At 73.0% G+C, this 24,569-nt stretch carries 25 protein-coding genes; 16 read left to right on the top strand and 9 right to left on the bottom strand.

Annotated elements, in window-relative coordinates:
* Positions 1 to 104: 104 nt before the first annotated feature.
* From AW16_RS0104985 to AW16_RS0104975, 3 genes are read left to right on the top strand one after another with little or no spacing between them, the layout of a single operon-like run.
* Entirely contained in the window at positions 105 to 647 is a 543-nt protein-coding gene (locus AW16_RS0104985) for a universal stress protein (protein ID WP_029288623.1), read from the top strand.
* Positions 635 to 1,042 (top strand): CrcB family protein, encoded by a 408-nt coding sequence (locus AW16_RS0104980; RefSeq protein ID WP_231495950.1) that lies wholly within the window; start codon positions 635 to 637, stop codon positions 1,040 to 1,042. The genes AW16_RS0104985 and AW16_RS0104980 overlap by 13 nt, the downstream gene beginning before the upstream one ends.
* Positions 1,039 to 1,398 carry a CrcB family protein gene (locus AW16_RS0104975; RefSeq protein ID WP_029288619.1) on the top strand — a complete coding sequence of 120 codons (360 nt, stop codon included), beginning with the start codon at positions 1,039 to 1,041 and terminating at the stop codon, positions 1,396 to 1,398. Before AW16_RS0104980 ends, AW16_RS0104975 begins: the two co-directional genes overlap by 4 nt.
* Positions 1,399 to 1,459: 61 nt before the next feature.
* Here the strand turns inward: AW16_RS0104975 and AW16_RS0104970 are convergent, their stop codons facing one another.
* Positions 1,460 to 3,553 carry a carbohydrate-binding module family 20 domain-containing protein gene (locus AW16_RS0104970; RefSeq protein WP_034648133.1) on the bottom strand — a complete coding sequence of 698 codons (2,094 nt, stop codon included), beginning with the start codon at positions 3,551 to 3,553 and terminating at the stop codon, positions 1,460 to 1,462.
* A gap of 255 nt (positions 3,554 to 3,808) precedes the next feature.
* Between AW16_RS0104970 and AW16_RS0104965 the strand changes: the two genes are divergently transcribed.
* Together AW16_RS0104965 and AW16_RS17540 are read left to right on the top strand one after the other, a co-directional pair.
* The gene (locus tag AW16_RS0104965; RefSeq protein WP_029288616.1) at positions 3,809 to 4,825 is read left to right on the top strand and encodes a LacI family DNA-binding transcriptional regulator; all 1,017 of its coding nucleotides are present in this window, start codon (positions 3,809 to 3,811) and stop codon (positions 4,823 to 4,825) included.
* A 375-nt stretch (positions 4,826 to 5,200) separates the two neighbouring features.
* Entirely contained in the window at positions 5,201 to 5,995 is a 795-nt protein-coding gene (locus tag AW16_RS17540) for a C40 family peptidase (RefSeq protein ID WP_051681674.1), read from the top strand.
* Positions 5,996 to 6,163: 168 nt separating this feature from the next.
* On the opposite strand, the gene AW16_RS17535 is transcribed toward AW16_RS17540, so the two are convergent.
* Positions 6,164 to 6,658 (bottom strand): SRPBCC domain-containing protein, encoded by a 495-nt coding sequence (locus tag AW16_RS17535; protein ID WP_051681673.1) that lies wholly within the window; start codon positions 6,656 to 6,658, stop codon positions 6,164 to 6,166.
* Complete coding sequence (locus tag AW16_RS0104950; RefSeq protein ID WP_034648146.1) at positions 6,648 to 7,004, bottom strand: helix-turn-helix transcriptional regulator; 357 nt, start codon at positions 7,002 to 7,004, stop codon at positions 6,648 to 6,650. Before AW16_RS0104950 ends, AW16_RS17535 begins: the two co-directional genes overlap by 11 nt.
* Positions 7,005 to 7,091: 87 nt before the next feature.
* Between AW16_RS0104950 and AW16_RS0104945 the strand changes: the two genes are divergently transcribed.
* The gene (locus AW16_RS0104945) at positions 7,092 to 7,418 is read left to right on the top strand and encodes a TfoX/Sxy family protein (RefSeq protein ID WP_029288609.1); all 327 of its coding nucleotides are present in this window, start codon (positions 7,092 to 7,094) and stop codon (positions 7,416 to 7,418) included.
* Here AW16_RS0104945 and AW16_RS0104940 read toward each other — a convergent pair.
* Complete coding sequence (locus AW16_RS0104940) at positions 7,415 to 8,257, bottom strand: class I SAM-dependent methyltransferase (protein WP_029288607.1); 843 nt, start codon at positions 8,255 to 8,257, stop codon at positions 7,415 to 7,417. The two genes, AW16_RS0104945 and AW16_RS0104940, sit on opposite strands and share 4 nt — an antisense overlap.
* 94 nt (positions 8,258 to 8,351) lie before the next feature.
* Here AW16_RS0104940 and AW16_RS0104935 point away from each other — a divergent pair, with 94 nt between their 5' ends.
* Both AW16_RS0104935 and AW16_RS0104930 read left to right on the top strand, forming a co-directional pair.
* Positions 8,352 to 9,845: a glycosyltransferase 87 family protein gene (locus AW16_RS0104935; RefSeq protein ID WP_029288605.1), complete on the top strand. Its 1,494-nt coding sequence runs from the start codon at positions 8,352 to 8,354 to the stop codon at positions 9,843 to 9,845.
* Positions 9,846 to 9,888: 43 nt separating this feature from the next.
* The gene (locus AW16_RS0104930) at positions 9,889 to 10,965 is read left to right on the top strand and encodes a lysylphosphatidylglycerol synthase domain-containing protein (protein WP_197021560.1); all 1,077 of its coding nucleotides are present in this window, start codon (positions 9,889 to 9,891) and stop codon (positions 10,963 to 10,965) included.
* On the opposite strand, the gene AW16_RS0104925 is transcribed toward AW16_RS0104930, so the two are convergent.
* Positions 10,931 to 11,392, bottom strand: a complete 462-nt coding sequence (locus AW16_RS0104925) for a GyrI-like domain-containing protein (RefSeq protein WP_029288600.1) — start codon at positions 11,390 to 11,392, stop codon at positions 10,931 to 10,933. The genes AW16_RS0104930 and AW16_RS0104925 overlap by 35 nt on opposite strands.
* Positions 11,393 to 11,445: 53 nt before the next feature.
* Between AW16_RS0104925 and AW16_RS0104920 the strand changes: the two genes are divergently transcribed.
* From AW16_RS0104920 to AW16_RS0104910, 3 genes are all read left to right on the top strand, one after another.
* Complete coding sequence (locus AW16_RS0104920; protein ID WP_231495949.1) at positions 11,446 to 11,814, top strand: YrdB family protein; 369 nt, start codon at positions 11,446 to 11,448, stop codon at positions 11,812 to 11,814.
* A gap of 69 nt (positions 11,815 to 11,883) precedes the next feature.
* On the top strand, positions 11,884 to 12,300 hold the full coding sequence (locus AW16_RS0104915) for a transferase (protein ID WP_029288596.1): 417 nt from the start codon (positions 11,884 to 11,886) through the stop codon (positions 12,298 to 12,300).
* A 40-nt stretch (positions 12,301 to 12,340) separates the two neighbouring features.
* Positions 12,341 to 14,266: a M3 family metallopeptidase gene (locus AW16_RS0104910; RefSeq protein ID WP_029288594.1), complete on the top strand. Its 1,926-nt coding sequence runs from the start codon at positions 12,341 to 12,343 to the stop codon at positions 14,264 to 14,266.
* 66 nt (positions 14,267 to 14,332) lie between these two features.
* Here AW16_RS0104910 and AW16_RS0104900 read toward each other — a convergent pair whose 3' ends face one another.
* The 4 genes from AW16_RS0104900 to AW16_RS0104885 all read right to left on the bottom strand — a co-directional run bounded on the left by AW16_RS0104900 (position 14,333) and on the right by AW16_RS0104885 (position 19,586).
* Positions 14,333 to 15,364, bottom strand: a complete 1,032-nt coding sequence (locus tag AW16_RS0104900) for a RelA/SpoT domain-containing protein (protein WP_029288593.1) — start codon at positions 15,362 to 15,364, stop codon at positions 14,333 to 14,335.
* A gap of 189 nt (positions 15,365 to 15,553) precedes the next feature.
* Entirely contained in the window at positions 15,554 to 17,521 is a 1,968-nt protein-coding gene (locus AW16_RS17965; protein ID WP_231495948.1) for an esterase-like activity of phytase family protein, read from the bottom strand.
* A gap of 88 nt (positions 17,522 to 17,609) precedes the next feature.
* Complete coding sequence (locus AW16_RS0104890) at positions 17,610 to 18,536, bottom strand: NADP-dependent oxidoreductase (RefSeq protein WP_029288589.1); 927 nt, start codon at positions 18,534 to 18,536, stop codon at positions 17,610 to 17,612.
* 102 nt (positions 18,537 to 18,638) lie between these two features.
* The gene (locus AW16_RS0104885) at positions 18,639 to 19,586 is read right to left on the bottom strand and encodes a zinc-binding alcohol dehydrogenase family protein (protein WP_029288587.1); all 948 of its coding nucleotides are present in this window, start codon (positions 19,584 to 19,586) and stop codon (positions 18,639 to 18,641) included.
* 75 nt (positions 19,587 to 19,661) lie between these two features.
* Between AW16_RS0104885 and AW16_RS0104880 the strand changes: the two genes are divergently transcribed.
* The 5 genes from AW16_RS0104880 to AW16_RS0104860 all read left to right on the top strand — a co-directional run bounded on the left by AW16_RS0104880 (position 19,662) and on the right by AW16_RS0104860 (position 24,551).
* The gene (locus tag AW16_RS0104880) at positions 19,662 to 20,066 is read left to right on the top strand and encodes a MarR family winged helix-turn-helix transcriptional regulator (protein WP_034648131.1); all 405 of its coding nucleotides are present in this window, start codon (positions 19,662 to 19,664) and stop codon (positions 20,064 to 20,066) included.
* Positions 20,067 to 20,279: 213 nt separating this feature from the next.
* Complete coding sequence (locus AW16_RS0104875) at positions 20,280 to 20,816, top strand: YqgE/AlgH family protein (RefSeq protein ID WP_029288583.1); 537 nt, start codon at positions 20,280 to 20,282, stop codon at positions 20,814 to 20,816.
* A gap of 28 nt (positions 20,817 to 20,844) precedes the next feature.
* On the top strand, positions 20,845 to 21,483 hold the full coding sequence (locus tag AW16_RS0104870) for a cyclopropane-fatty-acyl-phospholipid synthase family protein (RefSeq protein WP_029288581.1): 639 nt from the start codon (positions 20,845 to 20,847) through the stop codon (positions 21,481 to 21,483).
* A 133-nt stretch (positions 21,484 to 21,616) separates the two neighbouring features.
* Positions 21,617 to 22,165 carry a hypothetical protein gene (locus tag AW16_RS0104865; RefSeq protein ID WP_029288579.1) on the top strand — a complete coding sequence of 183 codons (549 nt, stop codon included), beginning with the start codon at positions 21,617 to 21,619 and terminating at the stop codon, positions 22,163 to 22,165.
* Between the two features lie 94 nt (positions 22,166 to 22,259).
* Positions 22,260 to 24,551: a hypothetical protein gene (locus tag AW16_RS0104860; RefSeq protein WP_029288578.1), complete on the top strand. Its 2,292-nt coding sequence runs from the start codon at positions 22,260 to 22,262 to the stop codon at positions 24,549 to 24,551.
* The last annotated feature ends 18 nt before the right edge of the window (positions 24,552 to 24,569 follow it).

Raw genomic sequence — 24,569 nt, 5'->3', positions numbered from 1 at the left:
TTCTCCAGGGCCGCACCTCCTGCCGTGCCGCGATGCGACCGGAATCACCCGCGCCGTGGTGCGCGGCCGTAAGGTGCGGGGAGGACCAGCGACCGGAGGACGCCGTGCACCACGAGGTACCCCAGCCGAGCCCCGAGCGGCTCGTCGAGGTCGCCGGGCACGGCGCCGTCGTCGGGATCGTCCCGGGGCAGCCCGAGCTCGTCGCCCTCACGGCTGCGTCCTGGGCGCGCGCGACGGGCGGCACGCTGTGGTTCGCGTACGTCGACACCGCTCGCGTCGTCGACGCCGAGCACGCCGACGGCTCGGTGAGCCACTCCCCGATCGACCCCGACTCGGGCGACGAGTCGTGGAAGCGCACGCACGACGAGCTGCACGCCTACCTGACGCGCGTGCTCGACGGCCAGGACGTGAGCTGGGAGCTGCGCTACCTGGCCGGGCGCCCCGACCGCTCGCTGACCCACCTCGCCCGTGCGGTCGACGCCGCGCTGTACGTCGTGGGCGCGAGCGCCGCGGGTCCGGGCACGCGCCTGCGCGAGCTCGTCGACACCTCGGTGCCGATGCGCCTCGCGCGGCACCAGCACCGCCCGGTGCTCACGGTGCCGCTCAGCGTCGTCGACTGGAAGGCACGCACGGCGTGGGACGACTGACCCGCGTGCCCGTCGTCGCGTGGATCGTGCTCGGGGGGGCGCTCGGCACCACCGCACGCGCCGCGCTCGAGACCTGGTTCCCCGCGCGCGCGGGGAGCTGGCCCTGGACCACCTTCGTCATCAACCTCGTCGGGTCGTTCGTGCTCGGGCTGCTGCTGCAGTCGCTCGCGGTGCGCGGACCCGACGAGGGCGTGCGCAGGACCGTCCGGCTCGGAGTCGGCACCGGGATCGTCGGCGGCTTCACCACGTACAGCACGTTCGTGCTCGAGACGGACCGCCTGGTGCGCGGTGGCCACGCCGCGGTCGGGTTCTCCTACGCGCTGGTCAGCGTCGTCGTCGGCATCGCGGCCGCCGGGGCCGGCATGGCGCTCGCGCAGCGGAGGGCGGCCGCATGACGTGGGTGCTGCTGGCGCTCGCCGGCGGGATCGGTGCGGCGTGCCGGTTCTGGCTCGACTCGTTCGTCGGGCGCCGCCTGCGGGCCGCGGTGCCGCTCGGGACGATCGCGGTGAACGTCACCGCATGCCTCGCGATCGGGCTGCTCGCGGGCTGGTTGCTCGTCGGCCACGACGACCTGCGGACCGTGCTCGGCACCGGCTTCCTGGGCGGCTACTCGACGTTCAGCACCGCGAGCGTCGAGGGTGCGCGCCTGCTGCGCGCGGGGCGCCCCTGGGGGGCCGCGGTGCACGCGGGCGGGATGCTGCTGCTCAGCGTCGCGGCGTGCTGGGCGGGTCTGCTGCTGAGCGGCGCGTGACCGGCGCTTGACCCGTGCGCCGGTGGCGCGGACCTGTCGCGGTCCGCGCCACCGGCCCTGGTCAGCCTCGCCAGGTGTCGGCGAGCGAGAGCGTCCCGCTCGCGGGGACGGTCGCCGTGCGGTTCGCGCCGCTCTCCCACGTCACCGCGCCCGTCGCGTCCTTGCGGACGTACTTGTACTGCACGGCCGTCCCCGCGGGGAGCTGGACGCTCGCGCGCCACACCGGGTACGCGGCCGACGACAGCGCGACGGCCTTCGACGTGTCCCACGCGCCGAGCGCCGCGACGTCGCCGACGACGAACAGGTTCTGGCCCCAGCTCGTCGTCGCGGTCACGCTGAACGCGAGCGCGGCCGTGGTGGACGTCGGCGTCGCGGTGGGAGTCGGGGTGGGCGTGCTCGTCGTCCCGCACGGGTCGCTCGTCGTGACCGCCCCGCCCTTGACCGCGACCACGGAGCCGCTGAGCGCGTAGTCCTTGCCGCCGTTGTTGTCCCACGTGCCGTTGCCGTCGTTGAACGCGGCCGTGACGGTCGACCCGCCCGACGCGACCTGCTTGCTCACCCAGCCGGTGCAGGCCGCGGTCATGGCCTCGCCCGGGACCGTGGTCCACGAGCCGCTGCCCACCTTGTAGTGGATCTTGTAGGCACCCCATCCTGCTGCGGTCGAGTAGTACACCGTGGTCGACGTGCCGGCGGTCGTGGTGGGCGTCGGTGTCGACGTCGTCCCGGAGAGAGCACCGACGTGCAGCGCGAGGGCGCCGTAGGCCGGCACGGTCGCGCTGAACGTGCCGCCGCGGACCGCCACCGTGCGCGAGCAGTCGCTCGCCGCGACGACGTCGCAGTAGGTCCCGTCGGGCAGCGACGTCGTGTAGGTGCGCGTGACGGCGTTCGACGCGTTGTTGATCACCACGTAGCCCTTGGCCCCGCGGCCGTACGCGACGAGGTTGGCGCCGTCGTCGTACCAGTTGGTGAGCGCGGCGTCGCCGACCGTGTTGTGGAACGCGACCATGCCGCGGGTCTCGGTCCAGCGCTGCACGCAGGTCCACGCACTGCTCGAGCAATCGGCGGCGGGCACGCTCGTCGCGGACGCGCCGGGTGCACCGGCGTCGGTGTCGGTGAACGTGTAGCCCGAGTACACCGCGGGCGAGCCGTACGGGTAGGAGAGCATGAACGTGTTGGCCAGCTTGTACTTGGCGCCCCACTTGTAGCTCATCGTCTCGCCGTTGCGCTCGGTGTCGTGGTTGTCGACGAAGACACCCGCGTTCGCCGAGGGCAGCAGCCCGTTCGCGACGTTCTTGAGGTCGGCGATGTTGCCGTCGAACCGCGACTTGAGCGTGCGTGCGTAGCTGAACTCGTGCGAGTCACCCGTGCCGAGGTACTCGGACGGCTGGATCGGTTCGCCGGACGCACCGATCACCTCCTGCACCCAGTAGATGCCGGGGTTGCTCAGGCGCTGCTTGATCGCGACGAGGTCGGACGCCGGGATGTGCTTGGCCGCGTCGATGCGGAAGCCCGCGACGCCGAGGCCGATGAGGTCGTTCAGGTAGCCCGCGATCTTGTCGCGCACGTAGTCCGAGCCCGTGCGCAGGTCCTGCAGGCCGACGAGCCGGCAGCTCTGCACCTGGTACCGGTCGCCGTAGTTCGAGATGTTGGTGCGGCAGTCGTTGAAGTCGCCGTAGCCGTACGGCACCGCGGGGAAGCTGTCGTCGCCGAACGACGACCCGCCGGTCCCCGTGCCGGTGCGGCCGACGCCCGCCATGTGGTTGATCACGGCGTCGACGATCACGCCGACGCCCGCGGCCTTGCAGGTCGCGACCATGTCCGCGAACTGGGCGCGGTTGCCGAGCTTCGAGTCGAGCTTGTAGCTGACGGGCTGGTACGAGGTCCACCACTGCGTGCCCTGGATGCTCTCCTGGGGCGGTGAGACCTGCACGTAGGCGAACCCCTCGGGTCCGATCGTGGACGTGCACTCGGACGCGACGGCCGGCCACGTCCACTGGAACAGGTTGAGGATCGCGTCACCCTTGGCGGTCTTCGGGGCGGACGCGGAGGCGGTGTCGTTCCCCTGCAGGGCGACGAGCGCCCCGACGGCCAGGACGGCCGAGAGGGACAGCGCAGTCAGGCGCCGGGCCCAACGCTGCGGTGCGGTGGTGCGCATGCGGTTTCCTTCCGGGACGACCGGCGTCGTTGCCGGTCGGGGTGCCCGTGGGCGGTCGCTGCCGCGCGGCCGTGTCGGCCTGCCAGGGCGTGGACGACGCGTGCCACTGCAAGGGTTGCTGCAAATGCCAGCGCGTTTGCGCAAACGTAGCAAAGCCGGGCGGACCGGTCGAGAGACTCGTCCTGCCGGGTGACGCGCACGCGTCCCGGGCCCTCGGTCCCCCGGTGTCGGGGAGCGCTCCCGTACTCTCCGAGGGTGCGTACTCGCCTCACCGACCTCGCCGAGCAGGCGGGCGTGAGCATCTCGACGGTCTCGCGCGTCGTCAACGGCAAGCCCGGGGTCTCCGACGACGCCCGCCAGCGTGTGCTCGCCGCCCTCGACGTGCTCGGCTACGAGCGCCCCGCCACGCTGCGCAACGAGCCCGCCGGGCTCGTCGGCCTCGTCGTGCCGGAGCTCACCAACCCCGTCTTCCCCGCGTTCGCCCAGACCATCGAGACGCTGCTCGCCGGGCACGGGTTCACACCGCTGCTGTGCACGCAGTCACCCGGCGGGACCACCGAGGACGAGTACGTCGAGACCCTGCTGCACCACAAGGTCGACGGCATAGTGTTCGTCTCGGGCCGGCACGCCGACACCGAGGCCGACCCCGGCCGCTACCGGCGGCTGACGTCGAGCGGCATGCCGATGGTGCTCATCAACGGGTACTCGCCCGCGATCGAGGCGCCGTTCGTCTCGGCCGACGACGCCGCGGGCGTCGCCATGGCGGTGCGCCACCTCGTCAGCCTGGGCCACTCGCGCATCGGGCTCGTCGTCGGGCCGCGCCGGTTCGTGCCCGCGCAGCGCAAGATCGACGCGTTCCACGAGCAGCTCGTCGCGCACGGCCTGGCCGACGAGACGACCGCCGACGAGCACGTCGCGATCTCGTTCTACACGGTCGAGGGCGGCCAGTCCGCGGCGACCCGGCTGCTCGAGTCCGGGCACACCGCGATCCTGTGCGCGTCCGACGTCATGGCCCTCGGGGCGCTGCGCGCCGCACGCCAGCGTGGCCTGTCCGTGCCGCGCGACGTCTCGGTGATCGGGTACGACGACTCGCCGTTCGTCGCGTGGACCAACCCTCCGCTGACCACCGTGCGGCAGCCGATCGAGGCGATGGCGCGCGCGACCGTCGACACCCTCGTCGCCCGGATCGACGGGGCTCCCGCGCAGAACTCGGAGCTCCTGTTCGACCTCGAGCTCGTCGTCCGGGAGTCGACCGCGGCCGCGCCGCACTGACGGTCCCGGCCGACGGTCCCGGGCCCGTCGGCCGACCGCTTCGTCCGGATTCTGACGGTTGGCGCGGCGATCTTCACACGCCCTCCACCTCAGGGGCCGTGATCGGATCGTTACCTTCACACGCGGTGGCCTACGGTCGTCTGCGTTCCGAGGGCCTCCAGCCCCGGAGCTCCGGGCCGGACGCCGAGCGCTGCCGCCGCCCCGGATCCCCCGAATACCCCCACGGCAGCGACGGGCGACCCACATCAGTACGTGCCGGGCTCGTCCCGCACTCGGGGTGCACACGGGACACCGTCCCGCCGGCTCGCGCATCGACCCACAGCGCGTCCACGGAGCATCCGACAGCTCAGCTCGCAGGCGTCCGAGGTCACCTCTATGACGAACTCCGTCACCCCCACGCCCCGCCGCCGGTTCACCCGCAGCCTCGCGCTGCTCGCCGGAGGCCTGGCCCTCGTCGTCGCGGCACCCGTCGCGACCGCCGCCACCGCATCGGCCGCCACCACCACGACGGTCACCAAGAAGATCACCAAGAAGTCGTCCCGCACGACGTTCCACCTCTCCAAGCGCACGCAGACGCACGGCAAGACCGCCGCGAAGCTGCGCACGACCGTCACGGTCGGCTCGAAGCACGCGACCGGCCGCGTGGTCGTCAAGGACGGCACGCACAAGCTGCGCACCCTCACGCTCCACAAGGGCGTCGCGACGTACCGCCTGCCGTCCTCGCTGAAGGTCGGCGCGCACCGCATCGTCGTGCGCTACCTCGGCTCGTCGAGCGCGAAGGGCTCCGCGTCCGCACACCTCGTGCACGTCAAGAAGGGCACGCCCAAGGTCGTCACGGTCGCCAAGGAGTACGTCGGCAAGCCCTACCGCCACGGCGCGTCCGGCCCCAAGGCGTTCGACTGCTCGGGCTTCACGCGGTACGTCTACAAGAAGGCCGGCATCAAGACGCTGTCGCACAGCTCCTCGGTGCAGCGCCACCAGGGCAAGAAGATCTCGCGCAGCGCCGCCAAGCCGGGCGACCTCATCTGGACGCCGGGCCACGTCGCGATCTACCTCGGCGGCAACAAGCAGATCGACGCCCCCCGCCCGGGCAAGACCATCCAGGTCCGCGCGATCTGGCAGTCGCACCCGACGTTCATCCGCGTGAGCAGCAAGGCCGTCTCGGCCTGACGCCTGCTCGCCGCGTTCTCCTGCTCGCAGCGTGATGTCGTCCGTCGGGACGGCTCCGGCGCGGCCGGATCATGATCAGCGGCACTTGTGACAGCTGACTACTCGTGCGCCCTCCACGGCGCCCCACGAGTAGGCACACGTCACAAGTGCCGCTGATCTCGTTCGTGGTCAGGCTTCGAGGCGGTCCAGGGTCGTCCTCCAGCCGCTCTCGATGCCCATGTCCAGCCACTCCTGCACCGTCTCGTGCGACCACCCCTCGGGGAGCTCGACCGTGACGTCCATGCGCGTCCCGCCCGGGTGCGCGTCGCTGTCCACGAGCTCGACCGTGACCTGAGGACCTGCGTCGAGGTCGGCGGGGTCGATCGCCGGCCACCCGTCGGTCGCTCCCCACGCGAACACGAGCCGCTCGTCGGGGACCACGTCGCGGTAGACCCCGCCGGTCCAGTACTGCAGCTCGTCGTTCACCACCATGAGCAGTCGCCACGTCCCGCCGACACGCAGGTCCACGGTCGGGAGGTCGGACGGGCGCGGCATGGAGTCGTTGAAGAACCACACCAGGTGCTCCGGCTCGGTCCAGGCGCGGTACACGGCGCCGCGCGAGGCGGGCAGCTCCCGGGTGATGGTCAGCGTGCGGCCGGTCATCGTCGTCGCGTCAGTGCTCATCGCTTCCTCCGTCTGTTGCGGGCGCCGGTGCACCCATGGCCTGCAGCTGAGCAGCGAGGCGGTCGAACCGCCCGCCGAAGAACTCGCGGTAGGGCGCCATCCAGTCGTCGACACGGCGCAGCGGCTCCGGCTCGAGCCGGCACACGCGCCACTGCGCCTCGCGGCCCTTGCTGACCAGCCCCGCGCTCTCGAGCACCTTGAGGTGCCGGGACACCGACGGGAGGCTGATCTCGAACGGCTCGGCGAGCTGCCCGACGGTCGCGGTGCCCTGCGTGAGTCGCGCGAGCATCGCGCGGCGTGTCGGGTCCGCGAGCGCGGCGAACACCGCGTCGATGTCGTCGGTCACGGTCACTTAGCTACCTCCGCAATTACGTGATGTCGCAACTATGCCTCGGGGCGTGACGTCCGTCAACCCGTGCGCGACGATGACGCGATGGCCGACCTCGACCTCGCCTCCCGCGTGCGGGTGGCGCTCGACGGCATCGACGGGATCACCGAGAAGCGGATGTTCGGCGGCCCGTGCTTCCTGCTGCACGGCAACCTCGTCGCGGCGACCGGCTCGGGGAGGCTCCTGGTGCGCATCGGCCGGGCCGCGGTCGCCGACCTGCCCGACGAACCCGCCGCACGCCCCGCGGTCATGGGGGAGCGCGTGATGCGCGACTGGGTCCACGTGGACCCGGCGTCGGTCGACGACGAGGCGCTGCGCGCGTGGGTAGCCCGCGCGCTCGACTTCACGGCGACGCTCCCCGCCTCGGACTAGCCGCCCGCCGGCGCCCGCCCTGTGACCAGGAAAGCCGCGTGCGGCAGGCGCAGCAGGCCGTCGGGTCCGACGAGAGCCGTGCCCGCCTCGACGAACCGCTCGTAGGCCGCACGCCGCACCTTCTCCGGCTGCGCGACGAGCGTGCGCCCCACCGCCGCGATCCCCGCGGCGGGCCCCGCCCACCAGTCGTCGCGGGCGACGACGTGCACCCACCGCTCGGTGCGCACCGCGACGTCCACGAAGCCCGCCGAGCGCACCAGGCCGGCAAGACCGGCGGCGGACCGCTCGAAGTCGTCTTCCGCCGCGAGCACGGGCAGGTCCGACGGCCGCACCGCACCGGCAGCTGCGAGCGCCTCCGGCACGAGCCGCTGCCCGACCTCGGCGGGCGTCGCCCAGATCGTCGCTGCCAGCACTCCGCCCGGGCGGAGCACGCGGCGCGTCTCCTCGAGCGCGGAACGCGGCCGTCCCACGTGGTTGAGCACGAAGTTCGCGGTCACCGCGTCGAAGGACGCGTCGGCGAACGGCAGCACGGGGAGAGCTGCGACGAGCGCCGGTGCCGAAGCCGGGAGCCGCGCGGCCGTCAGCTCCACCATGGACGGCTCGGCGTCCACGGCCACCACGCGCGCACCTCGTTCGACGGCCGCGAGCGCGACCGAACCGGTGCCGGTGCCGACGTCGAGCAGGCGGGTGCCCGGCCCGGCCGTCACCGCGTCGAGCAGGACCGGCACGGTCGCCGCGCACAGCAGCGCGTAGGTGTCGCGGTAGGCCTGCGCTCTGCCCCGCCACGTCTCGCGCTCGGCCGCGTCGAAGGCGTTGTCCACCGGGCTCGTCGGGCTCACGGTGCACGAACCTAGCGTCCGCAGCATCGTGCGGAGACGCAGGTCACACCAGAACCCCGCATATCGCTCAGCCTGCGCGCGTACCGTCCCGAGCATGGGTGCACGCGGGGGCGGTGTCCCGGTGCGCGGGCGCCGGGCGTGGGTCGTCGCCGGGCTCGCGGGGGTGCTCGCGTTCGTCGTGCGCATCGCGCGCGGCGGCGGGCTCGTCGGGCTGCGCGCGTACCAGGGGTACGACGACGGGGTCTACTACGCCGCCGCGGCCTCGCTCGTGCACGGGAACGTGCCCTACCGCGACTTCGTCCTGCTCCACCCGCCGGGCGTGATGCTGGTGCTCGCGCCGTTCGCGGAGCTCGGGCGGTGGGTCGGCGACGCGGACGGCGTGCTGCTCTCCCGCCTGGCGTTCGTGCTGGTCGGCGTGCTGAACACGGTGCTCGTGGTGCGGCTCGCGACCCGCTGGGGCATGGCCTCCGCGGTCACCGCGGGCGCGCTCTACGCGGTGCTGCCGATCGCCGCGGGCAGCGAGTACATCACGCTGATCGAGCCGCTCGGGACGGCAGCGGTGCTGGGCGCGGTGGTGCTGCTGCGCCGCGGCACCCCCGCGGCGGTGCTCGCGGGCGGCGCCGTGCTGGGACTCGCGCCGACGACGAAGATCTGGGGCGTCGTCCCCGTCGTCGTCGTGCTCGCGTGGCTGGTGGTGACGCGCGGGTGGCCGGTCGCAGCGCGCGCCACGGGCGCGGCGGCGGGTTCGTTCCTGCTCGTCGTGGGGCCGTTCGCGGCGCTCGCGGGCGCGCGCATGTGGCAGCTCGTCGTGCGCGACCAGCTCGGCCGGCCGCGCTACCCGGGCACGCTCGTCGACCGGCTCGAGCAGATCCTCGACGTGCGGCACAGCGGGCTCGGCCCGGACGCCGCGGGGCGCACGTGGCTCGTGGTGCTCGTCGGCACTGTCGTCGTGCTCGCGGCCGTGGCAGCGTGGCGGGCGCGGCGCGAACGGCTGTGGGTCGTGATGCTCGCGGTGCAGCTGGGCGTGCTGGTCGCGTCGCCGTCGTTCCTGTGGCACTACGCGTCGTTCGCGGCGGCCGCGCTCGTCCTCGTCGTCGCCGCGGGCGCGTCGACGATGCCGGTCCCCGTGCGCGCACCGGTCGCCGTGGCGGCCTCGCTCGTGCTCGTCCTCGCGACCGGACCCTGGTTCCCGACGCACGTGAAGGCGTTCCCCGTCGCGCGCCTCGAGGCGCTGCTGCCGGCCGACGGCTGCATCCGCACCGACTCCCCCGGCACGCTCGCGCTGCTCGGCCGGCTGTCGCGTGAGCTCGACGAGGGGTGCGACATCCCCGTCGACGTCTCGGGCGTGAGCTACGGCGCGGGCAGCCGGGACCCGCACGGGCGGCCCGTGTCGAGGCTCGACAACCGCGTGTGGCAGGCCGTCGCCGCGAGGTACTACGGCTCGGGTGCCGCGACGCTGCTGGTCCGCGGAGCGATCCCGCAGGGGATCGCACCCGGCACGCGCGACGACATCGAGCGAGGCCGCCGCGTCGTGCAGGTCGACGGCGTGACGCTCGTCCTGCCGCCCGAACGGACGACCGCCGGCTGACCCCGCTTCCCCCAGGGCGTTCCCTGTCCCTACGGTGAGCGCCGTGAGCACGCCCGATACCGCACCCGCGAGCGCGCCGGACGACGTGCCCGAGCGGCGGCGCTGGCCCCTGTGGGCGCGACTCGCGCTGTGGCTCGGCCTCGGGGTGTTCGCCTGGTTCGCGCTGCGCGCGCTGATCGGTGCGATCGACTGGCGCGAGGTGGGGCAGTCGTTCGGGCGGGTGCCCGGGTGGGCGTTCGTCCCGCTGCTCGCGCTGCTGGGTGCCCGGCAGGTGCTCAACGCGATCCCGCTCGCGCTCTACGTGCCCGGCCTCGGGCTGCGCCACTCCGTGCAGAACGACCTCGGCGCCAACGTCGCCGGCACGTTCGCGCCGCCGCCGGGGGACGTCGTGGTGCGCGTCGCGATGTTCCGCTCGTGGGAGATCGAACCTGCCATCGGGCTGGCCGGGTCCGCGCTCAACACCGTGACGTTCTACGCCGTGCGGTTCGTCGCGCCCGTCCTCGGGGTGCTGCTCGGGCTGGCGGTCGCGGTCGAGCACGGCATCGAGCGACGCCAGTGGTTCGTGGCGCTCGCGTGCGGCCTGGTCTCGGTCGTCATGCTCGTCGCCCTCGCGCTGCTGCTCCGCAGCGACGAGCTCGCGGCGTGGATCGGGCGCTCGTCGGGCCGTGCGCTGCGGCGGGTGCGTGCGCAGATCGACCCCGAGAGGTGGGCGGACGCGGTGGTGGACCTGCGGCGCCGCTCGGCGGACAGCCTGCGGGCCGGGCTGGTGCGCGCGCTCGTCGCCCTCGTGCTCATGGTGCTGACCGATGCGGCGATCCTCGTCGTCGCGCTGCGGGCCGTCGGGGTGCACGTCCCGGCCGCCGAGGTCGTCGTCGCGTTCCTCGTGGCCTACCCGCTCACGCTCATGCCGCTGTTCGGGTTCGGGCCGCTCGACGCGGTGCTGGTCGGCGCCGTCACCGCGGTGGCGGGGGCCGACGCCGAGCCCGCGGTCGTCGCGGGCGTGCTGGTGTGGCGCGGTGTGACGATCGCGGGGACGCTCGCGCTGGGGGCCGTGGTGCTCGCGGTGTGGCGTGCGCGGGCGCGCGTCACACCAACGGGAGCACCACCAGCGTCTCGTTGAGCCCGGGGTCGCCGTCGGGCGACGGGTCCGTGAGGTAGACCTCCCAGAAGTCCCCGCGCGGAGTGACGCCGTGCGCGCGGCGCCAGTCCTCGAGGCTCATCCACGCGTCGCGCAGGCCGTCGTACGGTCCGACGTGCAGACCCGCGGCCACCCGACCCCCGGGCAGCGGCTCGACGACGACCCCGTCGACGACCTCGCCCTCGTCGAGACCCGCGACAGGGAACCCCGCGGACACGTCGGTGGTGTCCGTCGGCATGCCCCGGTACCACCCGATGGCCGGCCCGACGAGCGTGCCCCCGGCGGCCTGCACCGCGGCGACGACCGACCGGTACGCACGGTCGTAGAACCCGGGCAGCTCGTCCATGCGCACGGTCTCGCGGTGCACCGCCACCAGGCGGGTCGGTTCGTCGCGCAGCTCGATGTCCATGACGGCATCCCAGCACGCGACCGGGCAGGCACGCCAGGCGTAGGTTGCTCGTCGTGCCCGACGAACCCGCTGCTCCCGGCCCGTCCGCCGCCCCGTCCCTCGGCCCCCTCGCGATCCTCGCGTTCGTCGCCGAGCTGGCGATGCTCGTGCTGCTCGCGGTCGCGGGCTGGCGCATCGGCGGCGGTGGACTGTGGGGCGCGCTGCTCGCCGTCGCGTTCGTGCTGGTGGTGGTCGCCGTCTGGGGGCGGTGGATGGCGCCGCGCTCGAAGCAGCGGCTCGCGCGGGGGCCGCGGCTCGCGGCGCAGGTCGGGGTGTTCGTCGTCGTCGCCGCCCTGCTGGTCGTCGCCGGGCTGCCGTGGTGGGGGGTCGGCTTCCTCGTCGTCGCCACGGCTGCGTTCGCCGCCCACCGAGAACCTGCCTGACACAGGAACATCCGAGGCCTTCCGACCGTTGGTGATGAGAGCGATTCCCAGACGGAGGAGGTGTCGCGGGTGCCGCGACGAGCAGGACGCATCGAGTTCGAGACCGACGAGGGCACGGTCGTGCAGTACGACCGGCACGCCAACGGCGGCGGCTACGTGTCGCCGCACGCGCACGTGGCCGACGACGCCCAGGTGGACCCCGGCGCGTACGTCGAGGCCGGAGCCGTGGTCGGGCCGCGCGCGCGGCTCGGGACGGGCAGCTGGGTGGAACGTGACGCACGCGTGGGCGCGCGGGCGGTCCTGGGGCGCAACGTGCACGTGGCGGCCGGGACGGTCGTCGGCGACGGTGCGCGCGTGGGCAGCAACGTGCGGTTCGGAGCCGGGGTCGTCGTGCAGGAGCGCGCGGTCGTCGGGGCCGACGAGATCGTCGCGGCCGGGTCGGTGGTCAGCGGTCGCCGCGGGCACCTGCGGGGCGCGGCGGCTTAAGCGCTCGGGCCGTGTCGGATGCGGGCCGTAGGGTGCGGGCATGGCTCCCAGCGCATTCCCCACCGCCTTCCCGACCGACGCGGCCGGATGGCTCCCCTACCTGGCGGAGGCGGTCGATGGCGGGCTCGCACGCACGCGTGAGCTGCTCGACCGGCTGAAGGACGGGACCGAGCGCAGCACCGACGACGTGCTCGCGCTGTGGAACGACGCCGCCGTGGTGCACGGCGGGGCGAGCGCGCTCGCGCACCTGCTCTCCGAGGTGCACCCGGACGCCGACGTCCGGGCCGCGGCGGAGGAGGGCGCGCAGGCGTCGGAGGACCTCGCGACCGAGCGCAGCCTCGACGTCGACCTGCGGCGCGTGCTCGACGGCACGTCCGCCGACGGCCTGGACTCGAAGGCGGCCCGCGTGCGCGAGCACGCGCTGCGTGACTTCCGCCGCGCCGGCGTGGACCGGTCCGACGAGGAGCGCGAGGAGCTGCGCGAGCTCGCGCGGCGCTGCACCGAGCTGGGGCTCGAGTTCTCGCGCGCGATCCGCGAGGGCACGCGGTCCATCCGCGTCGAGGCCGCGCGGCTCGCCGGGCTGCCGGAGGACTTCGTCGAGGCGCACCCGGCCGACGAGGACGGGCTCGTCACCCTCACCACCGAGTACCCCGATCTGGTCCCGGTGCGCACGTACGCGACCGACGCGGGCGTGCGCCGCGAGCTCATGACCGAGTACCTGCGCCTCGCGTGGCCGGAGAACGAGGCCGTCCTCGCCGAGCTGCTCCGGCTCCGCGCGCGCCGCGCCGAGCTGCTGGGCTACCCGGACTGGCCGACATACGAGGTCGAGACGCGCATGATCGGATCGGGCGCGGCGGTCGCCGAGTTCATCGAGCGGCTCGACGCGCTCACGGCCGAGCCTGCGGCGGCGGACGTGCAGGTGCTCCTCGAGCGCGCGCGGCAGGACGACCCGACGCTCGAGGCGATCACGCCCGCCGACAGCCTGTTCTACGACGCCGCGATCCGCCGCGAGCGGTTCGACGTGGACCCGCAGGCGCTGCGCCCGTACTTCCGCTGGGAGGCCGTGAAGGAGGGCGTGCTGTCCACGATGTGCCGGCTGTTCGGGCTCGCGCTGCGGCCCGTGCAGGTGCAGACGTGGCACGAGGACGTCGACGTGTACGACGTGGTCGACGACGGCACCGTGATCGGCCGTGTGTACCTCGACATGCACCCGCGCGCCGGCAAGTACAACCACGCGGCGCAGTTCCCGCTCGTGCCGGGCATCGCGGGCCGCCAGCTGCCCGAGGGCGTGCTCGTGTGCAACTTCCCGACCGGCCTCATGGAGCACGACGACGTGCTGACGTTCTTCCACGAGATCGGCCACCTGCTGCACGAGATCGTCGGCGGCGGCCAGGCGTGGGCGGAGCAGACCGGCGTCGCGACCGAGTGGGACTTCGTCGAGGCCCCCAGCCAGCTGCTCGAGGAGTGGGGCTGGGACGTCGGGGTCCTGCAGGGCTTCGCGACGAACGAGACGGGTGAGCCGATCCCCGCCGACCTCGTCGAGCGCATGCGCACCGCGGACGCGTTCGGCCGCGGAGCCTGGACGCGTCGCCAGCTCAACTTCACGGCCTTGTCCTACGGCCTGCACGCGAACCCGCCGGCGGACCTCGACGCGTTCACGGCGCAGGTCGACGAGCACTACGGCCCGTTCGCACCGATCCCGGGCACGCACCAGTACGCGGGCTTCGGGCACCTCGACGGCTACGGCTCCGCGTACTACACGTACCTCTGGAGCCTGGTCATCGCGAAGGACCTGCGGACCGCGTTCGGCGACGACCTCATGGACCCCGAGGTGGGCCGGCGCTACCGCGAGTGCATCCTCGAGCCGGGCGGCAGCGCGGACGCCGCCGAGCTCGTCGAGCGGTTCCTGGGGCGGCCGTCGTCGTTCGACGCGTTCGACGCGTGGCTGGCGGCGTCGCCGCGCTGAGGGCGACGCAGAACACGGGCGCGCTCGAGCACACGATCGGGAACTACGCATACTGAGCGCCCCAGGCTACGCGAACGACATTAGTCGAGAAACAACGAAGTCGGTGAACATGGAAGTGTCCGCATAATAATTTGGATATGCGGCTTGCAGTTGGCCGATGCGCGCGATGTTTACAAGAACTGCATCGACCTCGGGGTCATTCTGGGACTCCAACTCGTTGAGCCGCGCTTCGGCTTCGGCCATTGTCTCGTGAACGGTCACGGTAAGGCGCCCTTCGCGTCTCTGCAGGGCAAGCGTGAGCGCACTGCGACGATCACTGCTGGCATGATCGCCAACGATGGCGGCATAGCCCCGAAGGCGCCCAACTATTCCGAGACGAGACTCTAACTCGTCGAGTTCCGCGAGCAGAGCGCCGGGAGCTTGCTCAGCGCCAGGAACGGGCGCCGTGCGCTCCTCGTATGCCATCAGCGAACTAACGATCGCGAAGAACCGAATGACGTCCCGATCCCCCTTGCTGTACTTGAGTTCACTCCCTGAAAACAGGTCCATGGTCTCGACCGCTGTGGCCCACGCGTGCTGCAGCTGGGTGCGCACCTGCAGTTCGATGCGTAGACCGTGATACTCGGCCATTGACGCGCCATATTCGTAGGCGAGGTGCATTCCTCTGTAACCGGAGGCCTTTGGACCTGGATCGTCGCGCAGGTAATCGTAGACACGGGTAACACGGTTCCTGGCCCTGGGTAGATCTCGCAGCACCGAGACCAGGGCGTCAACCTCTTCCACGGTTTCGAACACAACCCGGCAGCCACCCAGGTCGTGCATCGTTGTGACGCTCATTGTAGGAATTCGCGTCAGTTTGTCTAGAATTGTCGGCAGTCGCTTGAGTCGCTGTGCGACGACAGCATTGGGATTCACGTCTAGCGCCCGCTGACGCACGGTGACCGTGACGGCATTCAGCGGGAACGCGTGCGCGCTCCGAAAGTTGCTAAGCACCGCCCGCGCGGCTTCAATCTCACCGGCTGAGCCAACGCCCTTTCCAACGACCTTACTCGCACGGCCCACCGCGCTCTTCGTGTGTTCGGGAACCACTCGCCTCATGCCCCGACCATAACGGATACACTCAGTGGGCGTACGGGTGATTTTCAGCGTGATGTGGCGGCTGCGACGCGCCCGCACTTCTCACTCCGCATCCCATCGACTACTGACCGAGACGTCTCGAACACGGCACGAGATTCCCGGTACGTTGCCCGCGAATGATCGCGCGGACCTAGTTTGGGCAGGTTTCGATCAGCCGACGAGCTGCCACGGCCCCCACGGCGTCGTCGGCACCTGGTTGCGGGTCCACCACATCGCCCGGTACCTCTTCCCGCCGTACGCCACGACGTCACCGCCGGTGAACACGCGCGACGCGGTCCACACGGCCGTGCCGTCGGCAGTCGTCGCGATCTCCTCCCACGACCCGTACGCGCTGGACCCCGGGACCTCGCCCGAGGTCCACCACTGCGCCCGGAACACGGACCTGCCGTAGGACACGACGTCCCCGCCGACGTACACCGCGGCACGCACCCAGGCCGGAGGCCGCGGCACGCCCTGCCCGCCCAGCCCGAGGTCGCACGAGATCCGCCCGGCGTACAGCGCGTGCCCCTCGCCGGCCGAACCCGCGCCGGTGCCGTAGATGCCGTCGTCGGACCACAGGACGGCGCGCGTGCCGTCGACGCACGTCGGCGCCAGGGCGAAGCCCTCGAGGTTGTCGTCGGGCAGCCCGGCGGGGCGGCTGTACGCGACGTCGGGCACGATCGCGCCGGTCGAGCCGACCTTCAGCACCGTCGACACGACGCCGCACGTGTTGTCGCACAACGCCCAGATGCGCTGAGTCGTCGCGTCGTACTGCACGTCCATGACGTGGCCCATGCCGGTGTCGACGACGGCGACCCGGTGCGCCGAGCCGTCGCTGCCCAGCGCGTAGGCGTAGAGCTTGCCGTCGTTCTCGAGTGCCGCGAAGTACAGGCCCGAGCCGTGCTTCGGGTAGGCCGCGGGGTCGTACGTGCGGCCGGTCGAGGCGTCGACGAACCCGTTGTCCACGAGGTAGGAGTCCGGCACGAACGTGACGCCCTCGAAGCCGAGGTTCGCCTCCGTCTTGCTGCCGGCGTGCAGCTCGGGGAAGTCGGCGGTCAGGTCCCACTGCGCGGTCGCGACGAGCTGAGTTCCGGGCTGCGTCGGGTCGATGCGCAGGATCGAGTTGAGCGGGATGGTGTTGGCGGCGTTGTTGCGCTCGGTGGTGACGTAGAGCGCGCCGTCCGGGCCGACCGTCAGGCCCTCGGAGTCGGGCTGGTTGGTCGCCGGGTCGCTGCTGCCGGGGAAGAAGATCTCCTTGCCGCCCGCCCACCCGTTGCTCGTGTCCGGGGTCCACAGGCCGTCCCGCTGCACCAGGCGGAACACCCAGCTCTTGTTCTTCACCGCGTACAGCACGCCGGGGTCGGAAGGGTCGAAGACGAGCCCGCTCACGTCGCGGCCCTCGGGGCCGGTCGCGGTGGTCCAGGCGCAGGCGGCGTCGGCGACGGTCACGGCCGACGAGCCGGGCCACGTCGTCGGCGCGAGTGCGGTGGCCGGGAGCGACCCGCTGCCCGACGGCGCCTCGGGCTCGCACGGCAGGGTCGGGACGGTCGTCGTCGGGTCCTTCAGCGGGTGCTGGCACGCGCTGGAGTTGGATGCGCCGAAGCTCTTGTCCGCGACCGAGACGAACGCACCCGTGCTGTCCGGGCAGCGCGCGAGCGCCCCGGCACCGAAGCCGTTCGACTCGTCGTCGCCCGCCTGGCCGGCGGTGTACGTGACATGGTCGACGAGCGTGCCCGCGGTGCCCGACGGCCCGTCCGGCAGGTACAACTTCACGCCGTCCCCGCCGCTGCCGAGACCCTTGGTCGACGACAGGTAGACGAAGCCGTGCGCGGGCACGACGCTCGTCGCGGAGCCGTCGGCCAGGTACGCCGTGAACGTCTTCGCGGCCGACGCCGCGCCGCTGTCGATCTGCAGCCACCCCGCGATGCTCACGGCCTGGCCGCTGCTGTTGGAGAGCTCGATCGCGTCGGCCACGGGCGTGCTGCCGTTGTCCGACGACACCTCGTTGACGTGGATGCTCGCCCAGCCCGGATCGATCGCAGCGGCGGCCTGCGCGCCGGCGGGGGCGGCCACGACGACCGCGCTCAGGACGGACAGGGCGGCGAGGGGCGCGAGGAGGCGCGCGAGTCCACGGTTCACGGGGACGAGCGTGGCGGGCTTGGACGTACTCGCGGCCACGTCTGGGCGAACAGGCGGAGAACAACCGCGCCGGCAGCCGCCGTGCGCGTCAGCCCACGCGGACGACGACCTTGCCGCGCACGTGCCCGCCCTGGCTGGCCTCGTGCGCGGCGGCCGCGTCTTCCAGCTCGAACACCTGCGCCACGTCGACCTTGACCTTCCCGGCCTCGATCAGCCCGGTCAGCGCGTCGAGGTCGGACGACGAGGGGCGCACCCACACGTAGTGGCCGCCCAGCTCGTCTCGCGCCGCGGCGTCGACGATCGACGCGACGGTGCCGCCGTCGGTGAGCAGCGCACGGGTGGTCTCGACGAGGTCCTGCGCGCCGTAGTCGAGCACCACGTCGATGCCGTCGGGCGCGAGCGCACGCACGCGGTCGACGAGGCCGTCGCCGTACTCGACCGGCTCCGCGCCGAGCGAGGCCAGGTGGGCGTGGTTCGTCGGCGACGCGGTGCCGATCACCCGCGCACCGCGCGCCACAGCGATCTGCACCGCGAACTGCCCGACGCCACCGGCCGCCGCATGCACCAGCACGGTCTGCCCGGAAGTGATGCCCGCGCGCTCGATCGTCTGGAAGGCGGTCAGCCCCGCGAGCGGGACCGCCGCCGCCTCCTCGAACGAGAGCGACGCGGGCTTGTGCGCGAGCGTGCGCACGGGCGCGGCGACGTACTCGGCGAGCGTGCCGCCGTGCATCCAGTCCTTGCGCACGTACCCGTACACCTCGTCGCCCGCGGCGAGCTCCGGGGTGTCGAGGCCGACGCGCTCGACGACACCCGCGACGTCCCAGCCCGGCACCACCGGGAACTGGGTGTCCATGAGGCCGTCGAGGTACCCGGCGCGCACCTTCCAGTCGACGGGGTTGACCGACGACGCCCGCACACGGACAAGCACCGAGTCCGGGCCCACCTTGGGCACCGGCTGGTCTGTCAGCTCGAGGACGTCGGCGCCGCCGAAGCGGGAGTAGGTGATCGCTCGCATGCTCTCGACGCTATGCCCGCCGGTCGGCACGTGCGCGCCCGCGCGAGCGTGACGTCGGGCACGGGTGGCGGGCTTGCGGCTCGGCCGTCGGCGCGCGACGGCTCATGCGACGAGCACCGTGCGCACCCCCTGCTCGTCGGGCTCGCCCCACACGCGCTCGACGTCCGCGAGCGGCGCCGTGCGGGTGCGGACGGTGAGGGCGCCGGCCGCGAGCTGTTCGACCAGCGCGGGCAGCTCGGCCACGTACCCGGCGAGCGACACCGACCCCTGCCCGCTGCCCATGACACGCAGCCCGGCCTGCCGCAGCAGCGCCGACGGCAACTCCGCGGTCCGACCCGCGACAGAACCGACCTGCACCCAGTCGAGCGGGCGGCTGCGGTCGGACCGCGCGCGCAGGATCGCCTCCATGGCTGCCATCGCGGGCGGCCCCCAGAGGTAGTCGACGACGACATCGACCTCGGCGGCGGCGTCCGCGAGCGCCGCCGCGGTCTCCGACTGGTCGAGCCGGACCGTGGCGTCCGCGTCCAGGCGCGCGAGCGCGGCGGCGTCGCGCCCGGCCCCGACCACCCTCCCCGCGCCGAGCAGCCGCGCGACCTGCAGGGCCATCCCCCCGGCGTTTCCCGTCGCGCCGAGGACCAGCACGGACTGCCCCGGCTGGAGCCGCGTGCGGCGTCGCAGCGCGGTCCACGACGACATCGCGGGGTTCATGGCGGCCGCGACGAGCACCGGGTCGGTGCCCGCGGGCAGGGGGACCGTGCGGCGCGGGTCGACCGCGAGGCGGCGAGCCATCGAGCCGGAGACGTCGTCGTCCACCGCGAAGTAGACGAGCGAGCCGTCGTCCAGCCGGCCGACGCCGTCCACCCCCGGGACCATCGGCAGGCGCCCCGAGCTGGTGTAGTGCGCGCCGGAGGCGCCCGACCGGACGCGCGGGTGCAGCCCGACCGCGAGGACGTCGAGAGCCACCTCCCGGTCCGTGGGATCGGGCACGTCGATCTGCTCGTAGCGCGGTGGGGCGTCGAACGAACGGACGACGGCGGCTTCGGTGTGCATCTCGCACCTCCAGATAGTTCGTGGCGCGAACTACAGTAGTTCGTGGCGCGAACCTTGTCGAGTAGTCTCGGTGACATGAGCGAAGACGTCGACGCCCTCGTGGAGCTCACGTTCGCGGTGCAGGGCGCCGTCGCAGCCGTCGCCGCGGAGCACGACGTCACGGTGGCGCAGCTCCGGCTGCTCGGCATCCTGCGCGACCACGAGCCGACCATGGCCCAGCTGGGCGCCCACCTCGGGCTCGACAAGTCGAGCGTCAGCGGGCTCGTGGACCGCGCGCAGCGGCGCGGGCTGGTCATCCGCAGCGCCGGCGCGCACGACCGCCGCGTGGTGCACGTGCAGGTCACCGACGCGGGGCGCGAGCTCTCGGCGCGCGGGGCGGCCGCCGTCGAGGCGCGGCTCGGCACGCTCCTGGCCGCGCTCGACCCGGCGGACCGGGCGGCCCTGGTCGCGGCGGCGCGGCGGCTGGTCGCCCAGCGCTGACGTCGCAGGGGCGCGCCTCGTCGCCCGCGCCGGCGGCCCGCACCCCCTCCGGTCGCCGCTCCCGATCAGGATCAGCGGCACTTGTGACGGGAGGGACTGAAGTCGACCCGATCGCGCCCCACGAGTCGCCATGCGTCACAAGTACCGCTGACTCGGTCGACGGGCCGCACGGGCGGGGACGCGATGACGTCAGCCGACGGGGATGATGGGGGCATGGAGGGTCTGCGGGGGCAGCTGCTGGTGGCGCGGCACCAGCTCGACGACCCCAACTTCCACCGCACCGTGGTCCTGCTCCTCGACCACACGGACGAGGGCACCTTCGGCGTGGTGCTGAACCGACCGCTCGAGGTCGAGGTCGACGACGTGCTGCCCGGCTGGGGCGCCGCCGTCAGCGGCCCGAGCACGCTGTTCCAGGGCGGCCCGGTCGGGCTCGACGGGGCGATCGGCGTCGCGGTCGGCGGCGGCTCGCTGGACCTCATGGCGGCGCCGTTCGGGCTGATCGACCTGGACTCGGACCCGGAGCCGCTCGTCGGCGCGCTCACGGGCCTTCGCGTGTTCGCGGGGCACTCCGGCTGGGGCGGTGGGCAGCTCGAGGCCGAGATCGAGGAGGGCTCGTGGTTCGTGGTGCCCGCCGAGACGGCCGATGCGTTCACCCCGGAACCCGACCAGCTCTGGCGCAGGGTGCTGCGCCGTCAGGGCGGCGACCTCGCGATCGTCGCCAGCTACCCCGAGGACGCGAGCCTCAACTGAGGCCGCGCACCCGTCACGAGAGGCCACGATGAGCCACGACCACGAGCACGACCTGACGCATCTGCACGACCGCGACTTCTGGGAGGAGCGGTACGCGGGCGACGACCGCGTGTGGTCCGGGCGCGCCAACGGGACGGTGGTCTCCGAGGTCGCGGGGCTGGTGCCCGGGACGGCGCTCGACGTGGCCGCCGGCGAGGGGGGCGACGCGATCTGGCTCGCGCAGCACGGGTGGACCGTGACCGCGCTGGACGTCGCGGAGAACGCGCTGGCCCGCGGGCGTGCGGCGGCGCAGTCCGTGGGCGTCGCCGACCGCGTGACGTGGGTGCGAGCCGACGCACGCACGTGGAGCACCGACGAGCGCTTCGACCTGGTGACGTCCGCGTACCTGCACCTGCCGCTCGGGATCCGCGAGCGCTGGCTGGTCGCGGTCGCCGCGCTGGTGGCTCCGGGCGGTTCGCTCGTCGTCGTCGGTCACCACGGCTCCGACACCGAGGTCGTCGATCGCCCGCACCCCAAGGAGATGTTCGCCGACGCGGCGGACCTCGCGGCCGTGCTGGGCGACGACGAGTGGGAGACGGTGACGGCCGCGAAGGTCCCCCGCCCGGCGACGGTCGACGGCGAGGAGATCACGCTGCACGACGCGGTCCTGCACCTGCGCCGCCGCTGACCCGCCGCGCGCCGGGCGCCGACCGGGTGGGACCCGGCTCCCGAGCCGAGCCGGCTGCCACCAGCTCGAGATGTCACACGCCCGTAGCCGAAGGGCCCAGTCTGGCGACACATCGCGCCCGTAGCGTCCGGGCATGATCCTGGCCGACCTGCAGTCGCGCGTGCGCATCGCGCTGACCAACACGCTCGTCGAGGAGTGGTCGCTGTTCGCGCCGACGACCGGCACGAGCCGCCCCAGCGCGCGCACGCTCGCGTTCCACCTCGGGTGGTACCTGCGCCAGATGGTGCCGCGCGAGTGGAGCGTCGACAGCGAGTACGACCGCTCGGGGATGCTGCTCGAGCGGTCGGTCGCGCTCGGCGTCGACGTACCGAACCTCATCGTCCACCACCGCGGGCTGCTCGGCCCCGAGCACAACCTGCTGCTCATGCACGTCGCGGTCGACGACGCCGACGAGGACCGCCCCGCGCTCGCTGCGGCGCAGGCGCTGCAGCACCGGTTCGGGTACCGGTACGCGGTGCTGCTGGACCTGCGGCTCGAGGTCGAGGGGCGCGAGGCCGCGGTCACCCCGTACTGGCAGTGGTCGACGCTCGAGACGGGTGCGGACACGAACCTCGCGGTGCCCGTGTACATCCCGCGCGTGCTCGCGGAGATCACACGCCGCAGCCGCAGACCGGAGGACTGAGCGCCCGAACGGGTACGGCCTGCGCGAACCCCTCCCACGCGGCGTCGCCAGCCGCTACGTTTCGACCGACGACCGCACGCGAGCAGGGGGAACGATGAGCCGCGCCACCGCTGGGACAGCACGACGAGCGTGGGCGACCGCGACCGCCGCGGGCCTCGTCGCCGCGGGGCTCTCCGCGGGGGCGGTCGCGACGGGAGTGCACGCCGAGGCGGCGCTCCCGCAGGGCGTGCTCGTCGGCGACGCGACGCTCGTCACGGCCGTGGGGCTCACCGACGACCTGGTCGTCGCGCAGACCGCGGACGGCATCTCGACCCTCGACCGCTCCGGCCCGCGCACGGCGTGGACCCCGGTCGACGTCGACGGCGCTCGCCTCGTCGGGAACCTCCTGGACGCCGACTCCGGCACGCTCCTGGTGGACGCCGGCGAGCACGACGAGATCGCGTGGCAGCAGGCGGACGGCAGCTGGTCCGCGCGCGAGGTGCCCGACGGCACGGTCCTGGGACGTGGGGCGCGGTACGCGCTGCACGAGTCGACCGACGGCTGGCTCGTCCGCGATGCGCGCACGGGCGACGAGGTGTGGGACTACGCCGTCGCGGCCGGGTCGACGGCGGCGATCGACGGCGACCACCTGTGGGTGCTCGTGGCAGCGTCCGCGCCCGGCGAGGTGCGCGAGCTGCGCGAGCTCGACCTCGGGACGCAGACGTCGATCTCCTCGGCGCCCTTCGCCAGCCGGGTCCTGGCCGTCGCACCCGCGGGCCGGTGGGCGACGGTCACCACCCCCGGGTACCCGACTCGGTTCGTGCGCGACCTGACCGGGGTGCTCGACAGCTGGGCCGCGCCGTACGAGGACCGCGACACGTTCGTCACCGGTCGCGACGTCGCGGTCGGGCTCGATCGTGCGGGCGGCGCCTTCGTCGTGGCTGATCTCGGCAAGGACCGTACGACGACGAGCTACGGCCCCGCCTCCGGCGCGCAGCCGGACGTCGACGAGTCCGGGACGAGCGCGGTGTATGTCGACGCCGTCGGCCACGCGCGCCTCGTCGATCTGTCCGGCTTGCCGGCGGCCGCGACGCAGGTCGAGGACCACGACGCGCCGAACGTCCCCTGGGTCGCCTCGCTGCCACCGGTGAGCGCCGGGACGACGGTCGTCGCCACCACCTACGTGCCCACCGACGTCGCGACGTTCCCGTTCGTCGCGGCCGGGGGCGTCACCGTCGAGATGCGCTCCCGCCAGGCGCGCCCGGGCGACTCGTCCACGCCGTGGAGCACCCCGACCGCGGGCACCACGCGCAGCGTCAGGGCCGTCGACGGCCGCTCCACCTGCTTCGAGGCACGGGCCCGCGACCGGTTCGGCAACACCTCGGACTGGTCACAGCCCGAGTGCACGCTGTCCGACCTCGCCGCGCCCACGCTCACGAAGGTCTCCGTGCCCCCGGCCGTGATCGTCAAGGCTGGCCGCGCGACCGCGACCGTCACGTACGCGGCGACCGACGCGACCGGCATCGGCAGCTTCGACGTCCGCTACAAGGTGTGGCCGCGCGGCTCGTCGGCGTACGGCGCGTGGACGTACCGCTCGTCGTTCCAGGGCACGACGAGCCAGAAGGCGTCGGTGACGATCACGACCGGCCAGCGCATCTGCTTCGCGGCCCGCGTGCGCGACCGGCAGGGCCACGTCTCGGCGTGGTCTTCTAGCCGCTGCCTCGGCACCGACACCGCGGCGCCGAAGGTCACGAAGGTCTCGGTGCCGCGCTGGCGTGGGGTCCCGACGAGCGGCAGGCTGCGCTCGACCGTGACGTTCGCGGGCACCGACGACCGGGGCGTCACGTCGTACGACGTGCGCGTCAAGGTCGCCCGCATCGACGAGGGCCTCGGCCTCTGGGCGCCGCTCGCGTCGCACACGACGAAGCGGTCGGTGACCCATACGCTGCGCGCCGGCGAGGAGGCCTGCTACGAGGTGCGCGCGCGCGACGAGCTCGGCCGCACGAGCCCGTGGTCAGCCCCGCACTGCACGGATGTCGCCGCGCCGGTGACGGCGAAGGGCTTCACCGTCTACGGGAAGACGAAGAAGGTCGGTGGCCACACCGTCGCGGTGCTGCAGAACTCGGTCCACCACTCGGGCTCCTCCAGCGCGTCGCAGTTCCACCAGGACGGTGCGGTCGGGATCCGTCTGCTCGTGCGCACCTGCCCCACGTGCGGGACGTTCGACGTGCAGGTCGGCGACAAGATCATGCCCGTGCGCACCACGTCGTCGACGACCGGGTGGAAGTACGTGACGCTCCGCTGGCGCGACGACGACAACTTCGTGTCCTTCGACGAGGTCACCCCGTACCCGCACGAGCGGGTCACGAGGTCCTACATCCGCTCGTGGGTCCTGCTGCGCCACTGACGCACCGAGACCCACACG

Origin of the sequence: Cellulomonas sp. HZM (assembly GCF_000708885.1) — a bacterium.
Taxonomy (GTDB): domain Bacteria; phylum Actinomycetota; class Actinomycetes; order Actinomycetales; family Cellulomonadaceae; genus Cellulomonas.
Note: the sequence above shows the minus strand (reverse complement) of the source record. Positions and strands in the feature narration are given on the sequence as shown.

Coding starts and splice junctions, on each gene's coding strand:
- AW16_RS0104865 (WP_029288579.1), top strand. CDS start 21,617: ATGATCCTGGCCGACCTGCAGTCGCGCGTGCGCATCGCGCTGACCAAC.
- AW16_RS0104880 (WP_034648131.1), top strand. CDS start 19,662: ATGAGCGAAGACGTCGACGCCCTCGTGGAGCTCACGTTCGCGGTGCAG.
- AW16_RS17540 (WP_051681674.1), top strand. CDS start 5,201: ATGACGAACTCCGTCACCCCCACGCCCCGCCGCCGGTTCACCCGCAGC.
- AW16_RS0104970 (WP_034648133.1), bottom strand. CDS start 3,553: ATGCGCACCACCGCACCGCAGCGTTGGGCCCGGCGCCTGACTGCGCTG.
- AW16_RS0104935 (WP_029288605.1), top strand. CDS start 8,352: ATGGGTGCACGCGGGGGCGGTGTCCCGGTGCGCGGGCGCCGGGCGTGG.
- AW16_RS0104885 (WP_029288587.1), bottom strand. CDS start 19,586: ATGCACACCGAAGCCGCCGTCGTCCGTTCGTTCGACGCCCCACCGCGC.
- AW16_RS0104910 (WP_029288594.1), top strand. CDS start 12,341: ATGGCTCCCAGCGCATTCCCCACCGCCTTCCCGACCGACGCGGCCGGA.
- AW16_RS0104875 (WP_029288583.1), top strand. CDS start 20,280: ATGGAGGGTCTGCGGGGGCAGCTGCTGGTGGCGCGGCACCAGCTCGAC.
- AW16_RS0104860 (WP_029288578.1), top strand. CDS start 22,260: ATGAGCCGCGCCACCGCTGGGACAGCACGACGAGCGTGGGCGACCGCG.
- AW16_RS0104890 (WP_029288589.1), bottom strand. CDS start 18,536: ATGCGAGCGATCACCTACTCCCGCTTCGGCGGCGCCGACGTCCTCGAG.
- AW16_RS0104975 (WP_029288619.1), top strand. CDS start 1,039: ATGACGTGGGTGCTGCTGGCGCTCGCCGGCGGGATCGGTGCGGCGTGC.
- AW16_RS0104900 (WP_029288593.1), bottom strand. CDS start 15,364: ATGAGGCGAGTGGTTCCCGAACACACGAAGAGCGCGGTGGGCCGTGCG.
- AW16_RS17535 (WP_051681673.1), bottom strand. CDS start 6,658: ATGAGCACTGACGCGACGACGATGACCGGCCGCACGCTGACCATCACC.
- AW16_RS0104925 (WP_029288600.1), bottom strand. CDS start 11,392: ATGGACATCGAGCTGCGCGACGAACCGACCCGCCTGGTGGCGGTGCAC.
- AW16_RS0104945 (WP_029288609.1), top strand. CDS start 7,092: ATGGCCGACCTCGACCTCGCCTCCCGCGTGCGGGTGGCGCTCGACGGC.
- AW16_RS0104870 (WP_029288581.1), top strand. CDS start 20,845: ATGAGCCACGACCACGAGCACGACCTGACGCATCTGCACGACCGCGAC.